Source organism: Alphaproteobacteria bacterium (assembly GCA_019635875.1).
Classification (GTDB): domain Bacteria; phylum Pseudomonadota; class Alphaproteobacteria; order Reyranellales; family Reyranellaceae; genus JAFAZJ01.
Genome location: JAHBYP010000001.1, coordinates 136,095 through 152,317 on the forward strand (window position 1 = coordinate 136,095; position 16,223 = coordinate 152,317).

The following is a 16,223-nucleotide window of genomic DNA, read 5'->3' on the forward strand; positions in this document are numbered from 1 at the left end:
ATGGACGATCATCGTCGTGATGGCTACCAGTCGCTGTCGTCGTCAGTCGCCGACCCGCCGCCGGCGGTCCGATTGGCAAGGCACAGCGTGACATCGTCGCCGCTGCCGCGGCGCGAGACCTCGGCCAGCCAGTCGTCGAGCCTGCCGATGACCTCGGGCAGCCCGACCTTCCGGACGGTGTCGCGATACTGCCGGCCGATGGCCAGGAAGGCCTTCTCGTCGGCGAACGACTTGGCCACGCCGTCTGTCGACAGCATGACGAAATCCGGCCAGTTCGGCGCCCCGTCGGCGGCCATGGCCCGGACGCGAAATCGCTGCGCGGCGTCCTGGGCGCAGAGTGAATAGGTCTGCTCGCCGATCAGCCCCTGGTCGACCGGCAGGGGTCGTTCGATGCGGCCGTCGGGATAGCCGAACAGCACGTCGCTGTCGCCGATCTGCAGCACCAGGAGCCGGGAGGGCGCCATCGCCACCGCGGCCAGGGTGCAGCCATAGGGCGTCAGCACGTCGTGGCCGGCCTCGACCCAGCCGCTATCCTGGGCACGGGCCTGGTGGTCGGCGGCCACCGCCTCGCGCCAGCGGCCGAGGATCTCCTCGACCACGCCCTCGCTGCTGCCGCCGCCGACGAAGCGGCGCAGCGCCTCGATGGCGCAGTTCACCGCGATCCGCGAGCCGATGTCGGAGCGGTCGTAGGCCGGCGCGCCGTGGCCGTCGGCTACGGCGGCGATGAAGGCCTCGGCATCCAGCGTCGGCTGGCCGCCGCTGCCCGCCGGCGCCCAGGCGAGCGCGTCCTGGTTGGGCATGTCGCGGCGCGCATGCGAGGCGCCGCGCACCGTCGAGCCGCCGGCCGCCCATACCCCGTTGGCCAGGCTCATTGCGTGCGCTCCCGCGCCACCACACTGGTGTCGCCGGTGACGAAACGGCCGGTGCGGCGGCCGAAATCGACCGTCGTTTCGTCCATGATTCGCACCGCGCGGCCGGGATCGACCGTGACCGCCGATCCGTCGCCCAGGGTGACCTTCCAGGCATTGCGCATCAGGTTGCGCAGGCCCCACACGCCCTTGTTGGTGGGGTGCTCCTCGACCACGCCGGCCATGGTGGCAAAATCGACCGGGCGGTCGGGATCGATGTGGTGGATGGCGACGCCGACCCCGGGCGCCAGCGTGATGGTGTCGCGGCCGATCAGCAGCACCGGCGGCAGCGCCATCGGCCGGCCGCAGGCGACGCAGACGGTGGGCATCAGGGTCTGGCCCTTGACGCCCTGGCGCGGTGCCTGGTCGTAGCCACAATGCTGGCAGGTGACGCAGCCATCGACCATGCGGGCGAAATTGGTCCGCCACTCCGGCTCCAGCACGCGCTCGCCGGGTTGCCGAAGGCCGACGGTGAACGAGCGGGTGAACAGCGAGCGGATCGCCGGCGTGAGCGAGTTCCAGCGCGCGACGATGGCGTCGTGCACGCCCGGCACCGGCCCGTTCGACTGGTCCTGCGGATCGAAGATGAACACCGGGTTGCGGCCGTACAGGCTGGTCTCGGCGCTTGAGTCCATGATCTGGACCTCGTTCTCGCGCCGCCCGTCGAGCGGGTGCCAACTATGGATGATGTAGAAGAACAGCACCGCCATGGAGAACAGGTCGGTCTTGGTGCTGGGCAGGGTCTCGCGTCGCACGACCTCCGGCGCCATGAACTTGCGCGTGCCAAACACGGCAGCGTCCATGCCGTCGATGTCGACGTTGTCGTTGTCGCAGATCAGGATGTCGCCGGTATTGGTGTGAAAGAAGATGTTGCCGAAATTGATGTCCTGGTAGCAAAAGCCGCGCGCGTGCAGCTCGAGGAAGTTCTGGGCGATGCGCAGGCAGACCATGACGCGCTTCGAGAGCGGCAGGTCGATGCGCTTGGGCGGCCGTGCGATCAGGTCGCGCATGCCGTTGTAGTCGCCGTCGCGCAGCGGCATGACGTAGCCAAAGCTGTTGGAGCCGGCGATCTCGACCAGGTCGATGGGCCACAGGAAGCGGTCGGTCGGCGGGCCGATGCCGATGGCGCGCGACAGCCGCGCCCGCAGGGTGCGGTCGATCGAGGCGATATCGTCGTGGTACCACTTCAGAGCAAAGCGCGTGCCCTCAATGGCGACGGCATAGACCGCGCCCTGGCCGCCAGCCCCCAGGAGGTTCTCGACATGCCCCCGGCGCCGTCCATGGACGGTCACCAGCGGCGTACCGCGTGGCAATTCGTCGTTTGTGGTCCCGCTCATCCGATCGTGTCCCGGCCCGCTCTCCGGCGGGGACGGCGCCTGCCGCCACCCGACCGAGCCGGGACGCCGCCAAGAGTACATGCCGCGTCTCCGGTTTTCTAGCGTTGGGAATCGGCGAGTGGTAAGACAATTGCCTGCCATTTTCCGCACCGGACGCCACGCCGTTGATCCGCCGTCTGTCCACTCTGCTGCACGGCGACCTCGTCGGCTTCAGCCGGATGATGGAGGCGGCCGAAACCACGACCGTCGCAGCCGTGAAATGGGCCCAGACCCAGGTCTGGGAACCGGCCATCGAGCGTGGCAGCGGCCGGCTGGTCAACACCGCCGGCGACGCCTTTCTGGTCGAGTTCGACACCACCCCGCAGGCGATCCGCTGCGCCATGGAGATCCAGGCGGACCTCGCCTGGCGCCAGCGCGAGGTGCCGGCCGAGCGGCGCCTGACGTTCCGCATCGGCATCAACCGCGGCGAGGTGCGGGTCGACGGCACCAACATCTTCGGCACCGCCGTCAATGTCGCCGCGCGCCTGCAGTCGCTGGCCTCGCCGGGCACCATCTTCGTGTCGGCGGTGGTGCGCCAGGAGATGGGCGAGCCGCTGGGCTTCACCTTCACCGACCGTGGCGAGCTGTCGCTGAAGAACATCGCTCGCCCGGTGCGGGTCTACGAGATCGTCGTCGACGCCGCCGGCCACGTGCGCACTCAGATCGTGCGCGAGCGCTGGCGCGTGGTCGGGCGGCGGCGCAATGGCGGGCCGATCGACGTGACCCTGGACGCCGCCGCCCTGGCCACGGCCGAGGGCATCATCGTCGGCCGTGTGCCCGAGCAGTGCCACCTGACGATCGACGACATCAGCGTGTCGCGTCGCCATTTCCGCCTGCGCCAGCTCTCGGGCGAGACGCTGTCGGTCGAGGACCTCGGTTCGACCAACGGCACCATCATCGCCGGTCGCCGCCTGACGCCCGGTCAGCCGGTGCCGATCACCGCCGGCACGAGCGTGACGTTCGGCGATGTCACAGTGAACATTGCGCGCGTGCCGGCGGGCGGCGAGTCGACGCGGTGGTGATCCTCGCTTAGCCTCGCGCCATGCCGAAGTCGTTCGAGATCCGCGTCATGGCCGCGACCGATCTGGCGCGTGCCCTCGACTGGGCCGCCGCCGAGGGCTGGAATCCCGGCCTCGACGACGCGCGCGCCTTCCAGATCGCCGATCCGCAGGGCTTCCTCGTCGGCATCCTCGATGGCGAGCCGGCGGGCTGCGTGTCGGTCGTGCGCTATGGCGGTGACTTCGGCTTCCTCGGCTTCTACATCACGACGCCGCAGGCGCGCGGCAAAGGCCACGGCATCCGGATCTGGAATGCCGGCATGGCGCATCTCGCCGGCCGCAACATCGGACTCGACGGCGTGCCGGCGCAGCAGGACAACTACCACAAGTCAGGCTTCCGGCTGGCCTGGCGCAATATCCGCTATCAGGGCGTGGCCGCGGCGCGCGGCCTGCCGCCGCCGGGCGTGACCTTCGCCGACGCCAGGGCGCTGCCCTTCACGCGGCTCGCCGCATACGACCGACGTTTCTTCCCGGCGCCGCGCGACGGCTTTCTTGCCTACTGGATCGCCGCGCCGGGCCATGTCGCGCTGGCGGCGATCCGCGACGGTACGATGCATGGTCTGGGCGTGATCCGACCCTGCCGCGAAGGCTTCAAGATCGGCCCGCTCTATGCCACCGATGCCGCCATTGCCGCCGCGCTGGTCGGCGCCCTGTGCGAGCGCGCCGGCCCGGGCGTCGTGGCGCTCGACGTGCCGGAGACCAACGCCCGGGCGGTGCATCTGGCGGAGTCGCTGGGCATGGTGCCGTCTTTCGAGACGGCGCGCATGTACACCGGCGCCGATCCCGACATCGACGCCGCCGGCCTGTTCGGCGTCACCACCTTCGAGCTCGGCTGATGCGCCTGCTGCTGATCAATCCCAACACGACGCAGGCGATGACCGACAAGGTCCTCGCCGTCGCCCGCGCGGGTCTCAGTGACGAGGTCGAGCTGGTCGGCGTCACCGGCCGCTTTGGCGCCGCCTACATCGCCAGCCGCGCCGCCTACGCCATCGCCGGCCATGCCGCGCTCGATGCCTGGGCCAATGCGCCGGGCGAGTTCGACGCAGTGGTGCTGGCCTGCTTCGGCGATCCCGGCCTCGACGGCTTGCGCGAGATCTGCCCGGTGCCGGTGGTCGGCATGGCCGATGCCTCGCTGATGGTCGCGGCACAGCTCGGCGCGCGGATCGGCATCGTCACCGGCGGCGAGCGCTGGGGCCCGATGCTGCGCGAGTTCGTCGCCGCGCGCGGCCTGGCCGACCGCGTCGCCGCGATCCGCACCGTGGCGCCCACGGGCGCCGACATCGCGCGTGATCCCGAAGGCGCGCTGGCGCTGTTGGCGCAGTCCTGTGTCGCCGCGGTCGACGACGGCGCCGACGTGGTGGTCCTGGGCGGCGCTGGCCTCGCCGGGCTGGCCGATCGCCTGCGCGAGCGCGTGCCGGTGCCGCTGGTCGATGGCGTGCTGGCCGCGATCGGTCAGGCGCTGACGCTCTGCGGGCTGGGCGTCGGCAAGGCCACGCGCGGCAGTCTCGCGCAAACACCTTCGGTCGGCAGCATCGGCCTTTCCCCGGCGCTGGCGGCCCGTCTCGTCGCAGGGGGGAAACCATGACGAAGCCGCTGGACGGCAAGGTCGCGCTCATCACCGGCGCGGGCAAGAACATCGGCAGGGCGATCGCGCTGAAACTCGCCGCCGATGGTGCGGCGATCGTCGTCAACGGGCGATCCGACCGACCGATCGTCGATGCGGTCGTGGGCGAGATCACGGCGGCGGGCGGCAAGGCGATGGCGGCGATGGGCGACGTGTCCGACGCGCGCGCGGTCGAGCAGATGATGGCGGGCGTGATCGCGCAGATGGGTGGGCTCGACATCGTCGTCAGCAATGCCGGCCTGCGCCGCCAGACGCCGTTCCTCGATATGCAGCTGGCGGAGTGGCGCGAGATCCTGTCGGTGGCGCTCGACGGCGCCTTCATCCTTGCCAAGGCGACGGTGCCGTCGATGATCGCGCGCGGCGGCGGCGCCTTCGTCGCCATGTCGGGCATCTCGACCCATGTCGGCACGCCCAATCGCTGCCACGTCTCGGCATCGAAAGCCGGGCTCGAGGGCCTGATGCGCGCGCTGGCGATCGAGCTGGCGCCGAAGAGGGTGACGTTCAACTGCGTGGCACCGGGCGCCATCGACACGACACGCGGTGCATCGGCGGGCGCGCGGCCGAGCGACGATCGCGCAGTGCCGCTGGGCCGCAAGGGCACGGTCGAGGAGATCGCCGCCACCGTACGCTATCTCGTCGGACCGGAGGGCGCCTACACCACCGGCCAGACCATCCACGTCAATGGCGGCGTGTTCCTGACGTAGCCACTCTGTCATCCCGAGCGGAGCGAGGGATCTTGGGTTCGCTAAAGGATCCCTCGCTACGCTCGGGATGACACCGAGTTGACGGGATGACGGCGACTAGATCGGCTCGTTGAGGAAGCGGTCGACCAGGCGGTCGGCGTTTGTGCGGTCGGTGAACGCCAGGTGGCGCGCGAGATTGCGCGCCGACGACGCCAGGTAGAAGCGCTCGTACTGCTCGTTGCGACTGGCCAGCGCGCTGCCGGTGTAGTCCCAGGCCAGCCGGAAGATGCGTGCGCGCTGCTCCGCCGCCATGCCCTTGGCGCCGGGCAGGTACTGGTCGATCAGCGGCCGCAGCGCCTTGTCGGCGAACTGCGCCGCCGTCGGCGCGGCGAAGAGATTGTGCGAGCCGATCAGGCGGATGATCTCGTTCACGCGCGGGAACCACAGCGGCAGGGTGGCGCGCAGCGCGTGCAGCGGGCGCTGGTCGCAGGTCCACAGGCCGGCGCCCCATTCGCGCGCGCCGGCTTCGGCCGCCAGCACCGCGGCGCGCGTGAACTCGGCGTATGTCCAGATCTCGCCGATCATCTGCTGGGTATTGGGATCGACGGCGTTGATCGCCTCGGCCATGCGCAGCGCCACGCCCCAGGCGAACTCCAGCTTCACCGCGGCGCGGATCATAGTCTGCTGCTGGATGTTGGCCGGCCAGCTCGAGCGCATCACCGTGTTGTAGGAATTCAGGTTGCGGTCGATGAACACGCGCTCGCGCGGCACCTCGACGTCGTCGAAGATCACGAAGGCGTCCTGCTCGTCGAAGCGGCTCGACAGCGGATGGTCGAAGCGGCTGGTGCCCGCGCTGACGCTGTCGCGGCACAGGAACTTCAGGCCCGGCGCCGACATCGGGATGCAGAAGGACAGCGCGTAGTCGTCGGCGCCCGGCGGCAGCGGCAGGGCGGGATAGACGGCGATCTCGTCGGCGAAGGGCGCCAGGGTGGCGAGGATGCGCGCGCCGCGCACGACGATGCCTTGTTCAGTCTGGCCGACGACGCGCAGCGCCTGCTGGTTGCCGGCCTGCGGCGCGTCGCCCATCGCCTTGTCGACGGTCGGCTGTACGATCGTATGCGTGAGCGAGATATCATTGCGGCGCAGGAACTTCTGGTACTCGACCAGGCGCGCGGCGCCCCCCTCGTTGCCGTGCGCGCCCCATTCGTCGGGCCGCCCGGCGAATCCCGCGTAGGTGACGTTCATGTAGTCGGGCGTGCGACCCATCAGGCCGACGGAGTACTCGGCGACGCGGCGCAGCGCCTTGTGCCTGATGTCGAGATCGGCGCGCGAGCGCGGGATCATGTGGCTGACCGCGATCGGCTCGCCGGTCTCGGGATCCGGCATCAGGCATTCGTCGGCGTGGCGGTGCTGCAGGTCGTAGACCTCGGCCAGCGCGTGCGCGGCGCCGCGCAGCGCCGGATGGTCGACGACGTCCGACACGCGCTGGCCGTCGACCCAGACCTCGCGCGCGCCGCGCAGGCCCCTGAGGAACTGCTCGCCCGTGCGCGCCGGCATGACGCTACTTCGCGCCGATCACGGCGGTGACGTCGCACTGCACCAGCGCGTCACCCTCGCCGGCCAGTGCCTGGGTGTGGCGCGCCGGCCGCGCATGCGCGTCGGGGAACATCTTGACCCACTCGGCATTGATGGCGTCGCGCTTGTGCGGCGCGCGGATCCAGAAGTTCAGCTTCACGATGTCCTCGGGCGTGCCGCCGGCGGCCTCGACAAAAGCGCGCACATGGCCAAACAGGCAGGCGAGCTGGCCGTCGAGCGTCTCCGGCAGCTTGCCGGTCTTGGGGTCGCGGCCGGCGATGATGCTCGACATCATCAGGTTGCCGACGATGCTGGCGCCGGGAATCGGGTTGCTGTGCTTGAAGCCGTCGATCTCGATGCTGCGCCGCTTGGCCATGACGTTTCCCCTATTGATGGCATACCCATCGATCCACCGTGCCAGGGGTGCCGTCAAGGCTGGTCGTCGGTTACCGCCGGGAAATGCAGCGAGAATGTGGTGCCCTGACCCGGCGCGCTGCGCAGCGTGATGAAGCCGCCGGACTGGTGGACGAAGCCGTAGACGGTGCTCAGCCCCAGCCCGGTGCCGCCGCGCTCGGCCTTGGTGGTGAAGAACGGCTCGAAGACCTTGTCGCGCACGTCGGCCGGCATGCCCCTGCCGGAATCGGTCACCTGCAACGCCACCCAGCGTCCGGCGCGCAGTTCCGAGTCGGCCTCCGCCGCGCCGGCGGCGATCTCGCGATTGAACACGCGCAGGGCGATCTCGCCCTGTCGGTCGATCGCGTCGCGCGCGTTGACGACAAGGTTCAGGGCCGCCGTCTCGATCTGCGTCGGATCGACGATGCAGGGCCACAGATCGGGCTCGATGTCGATGGCCAGGCCGATTTCCCGGGGCAGCGACGTCCTGAGGATGCCGTCGATCTGGCGCACCACGGCGCCGATATCGCTACGCGCCGGCGCCAGTTCCTGACGGCGCGCGAAGGCCAGCATCTGGCGCAGCAGCGCCGTGCCGCGATCGGCGGCGCTCATCGCGGTGTCGATGGTCTCGCCGGTGCTGGCGTCGGCGGTGTCGCGCAGATCCTCGAGGCAGGCGACGATCACCGCCAGCAGGTTGTTGAAGTCGTGGGCGATGCCGCCGGTGAGCTGGCCGAGCGCCTCGAGCTTCTGCGCCGCGCGCAGCCGTGCCTCGGCGGTGGCCAGCTGCTTCTCGGCGCGCCGCTGACGGGTGATGTCGCGTACATGCACGAGACGCGCGTCCTTGCCGCGGAACTTCGCCGACACGGCGTCGACGATGACGTCGAGGCGCCGGCCATCCTTGGTCAGATGGCGCATGCCCCTGCTGGTGGGCGCCGTGACCTTCGAGGAGCGCAGGGTGCGTGCCACGTCCTCGCGTTCTTCCGGCCGATGCAGGTCGGGGATCGACAGGGCGAGGAATTCCTTGGGCTGGTAGCCATAGGTCGAGCAGGCGGCGTGGTTGACGGCGAGGATGCGCAGGCTGCGCCGGGTGTAGACGAACATCGGGCTGGGATGGCGCTCGAACAGATCGCGAAACGTCGTCTCGCTCTCGCGCAGCGCCTGCTCGGCCTGCACGCGCTTGGTGATGTCCGACGCCGTGCCGCCGTAGCCGAGAAAGCGTCCGCCGGCGTCGAAACGCGGCCGGCCGCTGATGCGGAAGGCGCGCGCGCCGTCCTCCTCGGTCCGTACCTGATACTCGAAGCCGCGGAACTCCTCGTGACGCTCCAGCTTGGCGATATAGTCGCGCCAGCCGCCGCGCAGGACGCGCGCGCCGGGCAGCTCCCAGCGCCGCTGGCCATAGGTGATGCGATTGACAACAGGGCCGGCCTGCCGTCGGCCGACGTCGGAGACGATGCGGTGCTCGGCGTCGGTTTCCCAGGTCCAGTCGGAAGCAAGGTCGAGTAGCTCGCGATAGCGCTCTGCGGAGTCCCTGAGCGAGCGCGTCAGCAGGCGGATCTCGAGCTCCGACTCGACCAGCCGCGCCAGCGCCTCGAGGCTGGCGACGCGGTCGGCCGGAAGGTCGGGACGCGGTCGCGTATCGGAGACGCCGATCGTGCCGATCGGCTGGCGGTCGGAGGAGAAGATCGGCGCCGCGGCGTGGAAGCGCACGCGCAGCCCGCCGGCAACCTGCGGATCCTCGCGCAGGCGCGCCTCGTCCAGCGTGTCACGGATGACCTCGACCCGGCCGCTGGCGATGACGGTCTCGGAGAACGCCTGGGCGCGCGGCAGGCCGGGAAGATCGTGGCCGTAGCGCGCCTTGAACCACAGGTAGTCTGAATCGTGGAAGGCCAGCGTCGCGATCGGCGCATCGAGCACGCGCGCGGCCAGCGCGACGATGGCGTCGAACTGCGGCTCAGGCTCCGACCCGACGACGTCGTAGCGATACAATGCGGCGAGGCGCTGGACTTCCCCCAACGGACGTCCCCTTCTGCGGTACCACGCAGGCGGGAAAATCTACCACGAATGATTACCCACTAACCACATGGTTGGCATGCCCTATGCGCGCTGCACCTTCTGGATCGCCGCCCAGACGCGGTCGCTGGTCGCGGGCATGTCGAGCTCGCGCACGCCCACCTCGCTCAGCGCGTCCATGACGGCGTTCATCACCACCGGCATGGCGCCCACGGTGCCGGCCTCGCCGGCGCCCTTGGCGCCCAGCGGATTGAACTTGGTCGGCACCGGGTTGCTCTTGATCTCCATGCTGCAGATCGTGTCGGCGCGGGGCATGGCGTAGTCCATGAAGCTCGCGGTGTAGAGCTGGCCGCTCTCGCGGTCCCACATCACGCGCTCCATCAGGATCTGGCCGACGCCTTGGGCCACGCCGCCATGGATCTGGCCCTTCAGGCCGATGGGGTTCATGACCGTGCCGACATCGTCGACCACGGCGTAGCGGTCGAGCCTGACGTGGCCGGTCTCGGGATCGATCTCGACCTCGCAGACGTGGCAGCCGTTCGGGTAGGTGTCACGCGGCGAGAGGTAGGTTGCGTGCTCGTACAGCCCCATCTCCTCGCCCTTGGGCATGCGCGCCGGCTGGAAGGCGGCCAGCGCCACCTGCTTGAGCGCTACCTTCTTGTCGGTGCCGGCGACGGTGAAGGCGCCGTCGGCGAACTCGATGTCCTGCTCGCCCGTCTCCAGCATGTGCGCGGCGATCCGCTTGCCCTTGGCGATCACCTTGTCGGCGGCGAGGAACAGGGCCGAGCCGCCGATCACGGTCGAGCGCGAGCCCATCGTGCCCATGCCGAAGGCGACGCGGTCGGTGTCGCCGTCGATGAACTTCACGTCGGCGGGATCGATGCCCAGGCGCTCGTTGAGGATCTGCTTGTACATGGTCTCGTGGCCCTGGCCCTGGGCCTTGGTGCCCATCAGCAGCAGCGCGGTGCCCGAGGGCGTGAAGCGCACCTCGGCGTATTCCGGCTGCACTGTGCCGGCGGCCTGCTCGATGGCGTTGACGATGCCCAGGCCGCGCAGCATGCCGCGCTTCTTCGACTGGGCCTTGCGCGCCTCGAAGCCCGGCACGTCGGCGAGCTTCAACGCCATGTCGAGGTTCTGCTCGAACTCGCCGCAATCGTAGTAGGGGCCCAGCGGCGACTGATAGGGCAACGCCGAGGCCGGCAGCATGTTCTTGCGGCGCAGCTCGATGCGATCGATGCCCAGCTCGCGCGCGGCGTCGTCGACCAGCCGCTCGATCAGGTAGATCGCCTCGGGCCTGCCGGCGCCGCGATAGGGCGCGGTCGGGTTGGTGTTCGACAGCAGGCCGGTGATGTGCACGTAGGCGGCCGGGATGTTGTAGACGCCGACCACGGTGCCGATCTGGCCGAACGGGGTGAGCAGGTTGCGGTCGGATCCGATATAGGCGCCGATATTGGCCAGCATGTGCAGGCGCAGGCCGATGAACTTGTTGTCGGCGTCGAGCGCCAGCTCGATGTCGCCGATGTTGTCGCGGCCATGCTCGTCGGCCATCACCGCCTCGGAGCGCTCGCAGGTCCATTTCACCGGCCGGCGCAGCTTGCGCGCCGCCCAGACCGTCAGGCGGTGCTCGACATACTGCCAGCCCTTGCTGCCGAAGCCGCCGCCGACGTCGCCGGCGATCACCCGCATGTCGCCCTCGGGCACCTTGAAGATCGACTGCGCCAGCATGTTGCGCACGCGATGGGGGTATTGCACGTCGGCATAGAGAACCATGCGGTTCTCCTGCGCGTCGAAGTTCCCGAGCGCGCCGCGCGGCTCCATGTACTGCGCGTGCACGCGGGTGACGACGTAACGGCGGCGGATGATCCTCGCCGCCTTGGCGAAGGCCGCGTCGGTCGCCGCCTTGTTGCCGCGCTCCATGATGTGCGAGACGTTGTCGGGGCACTCGTCATAGACCGGCGGCGCGCCGGGCGCGGTGGTCGTGCCGGTGTCGGTCGAGGACGGCAGCGGCTCGTAGTCGATCTCGACCAGCTCGGCGGCGTCCTTGGCCTGGGCCAGCGTGTCGGCGATCACCATCGCCACCGGATCGCCGACATAGCGCACGCGATCGACGCACAGCGCCGGGCGCGGCGGCGCGAACATCGGCGAGCCGTCGGCGCGCTTGCGTGGCATGTTGACCCTGGGCATGCCGAGATTGTCGGCGGCGTAGTCGGCACCGGTGTAGACGGCGACCACGCCGGGCGACTGGCGCGCCGCGCTCACGTCGATCGAACGGATCTTGGCGTGCGCGTGCGGCGATCGCACCAGCACCGTGTAAGCCTGGCCGGGCAAATTGACGTCATGGATGTAGCGGCCCTCGCCGCGCAGCAGCCTTGGGTCCTCGAAACGCAGGACGGGTTGTCCGATACCGTACTTGGCCATGACGCCTGATCTCCTCGTTCTGGTCCCATCCTACCTGCTGTCATTCCGAGCGCAGCGAGGAATCCAGGCGCCATCCTGGATTCCTCGCTGCGCTCGGAATGACAGAGTGAGTCCGTCTGCGCTCTAACGCACGGCGTGCGCCAGCGGCTTCCACTTCGCCAGGTCCGCCAGGACGCGCGAGCGGAAGGCCTCGGGACCATCGGCCAGCACGTCGTTGCCGAGATTCTCGAGCTTGCCCTTGATGTCGGGCCGCCCGGCGACCTTCTGGATCGCCGCCACCAGCCTGTCGCGGATCGGCGCCGGCAGGCCGGCCGGCGTGGTGAAGCCGAGCCACGACACGACGTCGAAGCCAGGCACCGTCTCGGACACCGCCGGAATGCCGGGCTCGAAGCGCGAGCGCTCCTTTGAGGTCACCGCCAGGCTGCGCAGCTTGCCGGCGCGCACCAGCTGCGTGCTGTTGGTGAGCGTCGAGACCAGCAGGTCGAGCTGGCCCGTACCCATGTCGGCCAGCGGCTGCGCCAGCCCGCCGCGATAGGGCACATGCACGATGTCGATGCCGATCTGCGCGCGCAAGAGCTCCATCGCCATGTGCAGGGTCGAGCCGATGCCGGAGGAGCCGTAGGTCAGCTTGCCCGGCCGCTGCCGGGCCTCGTCGGTGTAGTCCTTGAAGGTCTTGAAGCGCGAATCGGCGGGAACCACGAAGTTGAAGGGAAAGCGCGTGACGATCGACAGGAAGTCGAAATCCTTGTCGAGCCTGTAGGACAGGTCGGGATCGGTGGCCGAGACCACCGCCTGGCCGCCAGTCATCATGTAGAGCGTGTAGCCGTCGGGCGGCAGCTTGGCGACCTGCGTCGCCGCCAGCCGCTCGGCGGCGCCCGGCTTGGGATCGACGATCATCGTCGTGCCGAGGAGCTCGCCCATCGCCGGCGCCATGTGGCGCGCGATCGTGTCCGGGTTCGAGCCGGCGGCGTAGCCGTGCACGATGCGGATCGGCTGCGACGGCCAGGCCTGCGCCCGCGCCGTCGCGCCGAGCCCGACAAGCGCCGGCGCCGCCAGCATCATCGTTCGTCGTGTCACCCCCGCGGTCGCCCACACCGCACTCTTACCTTCCCCCGGAGGGGGAAGGTGCCCGCAGGGCGGATGGGGGATGTCGAAGACAAACACCGATGTCGTTGGGGCATCCCCCATCCGTCGCGCTGCGCGCGCCACCTTCCCCCTCCGGGGGAAGGTAAGTGTGGTTGGCTTCCGTCGCATGGTTCTCTCCCCCAACTCTTGTCCTTGTGTCGTCAGCCCAGCGGCCCCTGGAAGGCCTGGTCGGCATAGGTGTCCGACAGCGGCTCGATGGTCTGCGGCCAGTCGCCATTGACCTTGCGGCGCAATTCGGCGGGGCGCGGCCGGCCGTCCCAGCCGACGCGCTCCATGTAGTAGTAGAGCATCAGGCAATGGCCCGCCGGATCGAGCACATGCGCGGCGTAGTCGATGCCGGGATGCAGGTCGTGCGGGATCGCCGTGGTGAAGCGCGCGCCCTGCGCCTTGAGCCAGGCTGCGGCCTCGCGCAGCTGGCTGTAGCTGCCGACCTGCAAGCCCATCGATGCGACCGAAGTCTCGGGATTGAGGCCGAGCTCGGCGCGCAGCGCCTTGGGCAGCAGCGACAGGCTGTGATGCTCCGCGCCGTTGCGCAGGAAGACGCAGCGATGGCCGCGCCAGGCCACGGTCTCCGTGACGGTGAAGCCCATCACCTCGGTGTAGAAGTCGGTCGAGGCCGCGACATCGGCGACGAACAGGCTCATCGGTCCGATGTTGGTGATCTTGAACGGCCGCTTCAGGCGCACGCCCTCGACCACGTGGTCGCCCTCGCCGATGTCGCGCACGGCGTAGCCGGAATGGATGTCGATGCCCTTGGCGAGCGCGTCGCGGACTTCCTCGGCCTCGGAGATCTGCGGCAGGCCAGGCGCCTCGCGGAAACCGCGATAGTACATGTCCGCCGGCTTGCTGCGGCCATCCCAGCCGATCTGCTCCATGCCGTAGTAAAGCTCGACGGTGTGGCCGTCGGGATCTCGGATATAGGTGTGCCAGTTGCTGCCCGGCATGTCGCGCCCGACGCGGCGGATCTCGACGTCGCGCTCGCGGAAGTAGTCGGCGGCGCGGAACACCTCCTCCATCGAGCCGACCTGCCAGGTGATCTGGTTCACCGTGATGTCCTTCGACACCGCGTCGTCGCCGAAGATTGCGCCCAGCGTCTTGTGCGCCAGCAGGAAGGCGTGGTGGTCCGCACCATGCGTCATGAAGACGATGCGCGGATCGGCCATGCGCCTGGCCATCTCCTCGCGGCCCGGCACCTTCGAGAAGTCGCGCTCGTCGGTGATGCGGAAGCCCAGCAGGCGGCCATAGAAGTCCATGCCGGCGCCGAGGTCGGCGACGTTGAAGCCGAAATGGCCGAGCCGGCGGATCTTGAACGGCCTGGGGTAGCTCACGCCGCCGACGCTGTACTGGTTGGATGGATGGGCCATGTTTGCCTCCCTCGATTGGCGTCGGCGATGATCGTGGTGAGAGAGAATAGTTTTGTAAACCGATAATCGATTATCGACGATGATATCGAAAAGATGGTTGCGCACCGGATGGTGCCCACCCTAAGCTGGCGGCCGTGACTCAGATCGCCGCCCCCAAGACGCTGGCCGAAGAGGTCTATCTGCGCATCCGCGCCGGCATCCTCAATGGCCGCCTGCTGCCGGGACAGCGGCTGAAGCTCGCGCTGCTCTGCGAGGAGCACGGCGCCAGCCTCAGCATCGTGCGCGAGGCGCTGACCCGCCTGTCTGCCGAGAAGCTGGTGCGATCGCAACCGCAGCAGGGCTTCGCGGTGACCGCCCTGTCGTCCGCGGCGTTGCGCGACATGACCTTCGTGCGCATCCAGATCGAGAGCATCGCCCTGCGGCGTGCCACCGAGCTGGGCGGCATCGAGTGGGAGGCCGGGATCGTCGCCGCCCATCACGTGCTGGCAAATACGCCGGTTCACGCGGAGAACGATCCCAAGCGGCTGAGCGAGGCCTATGCAGCGGCGCACGCCGGCTTCCACTTCTCGCTGACGGCGGCGTGCGACAGCCCGCTGCTGCTCGATTACCAGCGCACGCTCTACGACGCCTCGGAGCAGTACAGGCGCCTGTCCTACCTGATGCGCAGCGAGCGCCGCGGCGTGCGCGACAAGGCGGGCGATCACCGCAAGCTGATGGAAGCGACCATCGCGCGCGATGCCGAGCGCGCCACTCGCCTGCTGGCCGTGCACTACGAGGCGACGACCCGCAACCTCATCGACTCGGGAATCATCGACGGCGAGCCGGTCGGCGACGCCGCCTGAGCCAACGACATCGGAGACGCGTGATGGATCTCGGCATCAGGGGCCGCAAGGCGATCGTGTGCGCCTCGTCACAGGGGCTGGGCGAAGCCTGCGCCACGGCGCTGGCGCGCGAGGGCTGCGCGGTGGTGATCAACGGCCGCGACCAGGCCAAGCTCGCGGCAACGGCCAAGCGCATGCGCGCCGCGAGCGGCGGCGAGGTCACGCCGATCGCCGCCGACATCACCACCGAGGCCGGGCGCGAGCGCCTCGTGGCCGCCTGTCCCGAGGCCGACATCCTGGTCAACAACAACGCCGGCCCGCCGCCGGGACGGATCGCCGACTGGGATCACGCCGCCTGGATCGCGGCGCTGGAGGCCGACATGCTGGCGCCGGTGCTGCTGATCCGCGCCGTGCTGCCGGGCATGCGGGCGCGCAAGTTCGGCCGCATCGTCAACATCACCTCGGCGATGGTGAAGTCGCCGCGGCCGATGATGGGCCTGTCGACCGCAGCGCGCGCCGGGCTGACAGCGCTCGCCAAGTCGATGTCGATCGACGTCGCCGCCGACAACGTGACCATCAACAACATGCTGCCCGAACGCATCGACACGCCGCGCCAGCAATTCATGGCCCAGCGCATGGTCAGGGAGCAGGGCATATCGATGGAAGAGGCGCGCCAACGAATCGCCGCCTCGATCGCGGCGAAGCGCATGGGCCGACCGGAGGAATTCGCCGATGCCTGCGCCTTCCTGTGCAGCGCCCAGGCCGGCTTCATCTCCGGCCAGAACCTGCAGCTCGACGGCGGCTCGTATCCGGGGTTGATCTGAATTTCTACCTTCCCCCTCCGGGG

General features: G+C 69.3%; 14 protein-coding genes. 6 read left to right on the plus strand and 8 right to left on the minus strand.

The features are described 5' to 3' along the window. Positions 1 to 23: 23 nt before the first annotated feature. Together KF889_00635 and KF889_00640 are read right to left on the minus strand one after the other, a co-directional pair. A complete protein-coding gene (locus KF889_00635) occupies positions 24 to 872 on the minus strand; it encodes a protein phosphatase 2C domain-containing protein (GenBank protein MBX3497921.1) in 849 nt (282 codons plus the stop codon). After that, positions 869 to 2,245 (minus strand): serine/threonine protein kinase, encoded by a 1,377-nt coding sequence (locus KF889_00640; protein ID MBX3497922.1) that lies wholly within the window; start codon positions 2,243 to 2,245, stop codon positions 869 to 871. The genes KF889_00635 and KF889_00640 overlap by 4 nt, the downstream gene beginning before the upstream one ends. 164 nt (positions 2,246 to 2,409) lie before the next feature. Between KF889_00640 and KF889_00645 the strand changes: the two genes are divergently transcribed. The 4 genes from KF889_00645 to KF889_00660 are packed head-to-tail and all read left to right on the plus strand — an operon-like array spanning position 2,410 to position 5,670. Beyond that, positions 2,410 to 3,306 (plus strand): adenylate/guanylate cyclase domain-containing protein, encoded by an 897-nt coding sequence (locus tag KF889_00645; protein ID MBX3497923.1) that lies wholly within the window; start codon positions 2,410 to 2,412, stop codon positions 3,304 to 3,306. A 20-nt stretch (positions 3,307 to 3,326) separates the two neighbouring features. Continuing rightward, a complete protein-coding gene (locus KF889_00650) occupies positions 3,327 to 4,178 on the plus strand; it encodes a GNAT family N-acetyltransferase (GenBank protein ID MBX3497924.1) in 852 nt (283 codons plus the stop codon). Beyond that, positions 4,178 to 4,927: an aspartate/glutamate racemase family protein gene (locus KF889_00655; GenBank protein ID MBX3497925.1), complete on the plus strand. Its 750-nt coding sequence runs from the start codon at positions 4,178 to 4,180 to the stop codon at positions 4,925 to 4,927. Before KF889_00650 ends, KF889_00655 begins: the two co-directional genes overlap by 1 nt. Then, a complete protein-coding gene (locus tag KF889_00660) occupies positions 4,924 to 5,670 on the plus strand; it encodes an SDR family oxidoreductase (GenBank protein ID MBX3497926.1) in 747 nt (248 codons plus the stop codon). Before KF889_00655 ends, KF889_00660 begins: the two co-directional genes overlap by 4 nt. Before the next feature lie 96 nt (positions 5,671 to 5,766). Here the strand turns inward: KF889_00660 and KF889_00665 are convergent, their stop codons facing one another. The 6 genes from KF889_00665 to KF889_00690 form a co-directional block, all read right to left on the minus strand. Continuing rightward, entirely contained in the window at positions 5,767 to 7,206 is a 1,440-nt protein-coding gene (locus KF889_00665) for a 4-hydroxyphenylacetate 3-hydroxylase (protein MBX3497927.1), read from the minus strand. A gap of 4 nt (positions 7,207 to 7,210) precedes the next feature. After that, complete coding sequence (locus tag KF889_00670) at positions 7,211 to 7,600, minus strand: RidA family protein (protein MBX3497928.1); 390 nt, start codon at positions 7,598 to 7,600, stop codon at positions 7,211 to 7,213. Positions 7,601 to 7,653: 53 nt separating this feature from the next. Then, positions 7,654 to 9,630 (minus strand): PAS domain S-box protein, encoded by a 1,977-nt coding sequence (locus KF889_00675; protein MBX3497929.1) that lies wholly within the window; start codon positions 9,628 to 9,630, stop codon positions 7,654 to 7,656. Positions 9,631 to 9,711: 81 nt separating this feature from the next. After that, on the minus strand, positions 9,712 to 12,045 hold the full coding sequence (locus KF889_00680) for a xanthine dehydrogenase family protein molybdopterin-binding subunit (protein MBX3497930.1): 2,334 nt from the start codon (positions 12,043 to 12,045) through the stop codon (positions 9,712 to 9,714). Positions 12,046 to 12,168: 123 nt separating this feature from the next. After that, on the minus strand, positions 12,169 to 13,122 hold the full coding sequence (locus KF889_00685; protein ID MBX3497931.1) for a tripartite tricarboxylate transporter substrate binding protein: 954 nt from the start codon (positions 13,120 to 13,122) through the stop codon (positions 12,169 to 12,171). A 209-nt stretch (positions 13,123 to 13,331) separates the two neighbouring features. Beyond that, complete coding sequence (locus KF889_00690; GenBank protein ID MBX3497932.1) at positions 13,332 to 14,555, minus strand: VOC family protein; 1,224 nt, start codon at positions 14,553 to 14,555, stop codon at positions 13,332 to 13,334. A gap of 134 nt (positions 14,556 to 14,689) precedes the next feature. Between KF889_00690 and KF889_00695 the strand changes: the two genes are divergently transcribed. Then, positions 14,690 to 15,397 (plus strand): GntR family transcriptional regulator, encoded by a 708-nt coding sequence (locus tag KF889_00695; protein MBX3497933.1) that lies wholly within the window; start codon positions 14,690 to 14,692, stop codon positions 15,395 to 15,397. A gap of 23 nt (positions 15,398 to 15,420) precedes the next feature. Further along, the gene (locus KF889_00700; protein MBX3497934.1) at positions 15,421 to 16,200 is read left to right on the plus strand and encodes an SDR family oxidoreductase; all 780 of its coding nucleotides are present in this window, start codon (positions 15,421 to 15,423) and stop codon (positions 16,198 to 16,200) included. Positions 16,201 to 16,223 lie beyond the last annotated feature (23 nt).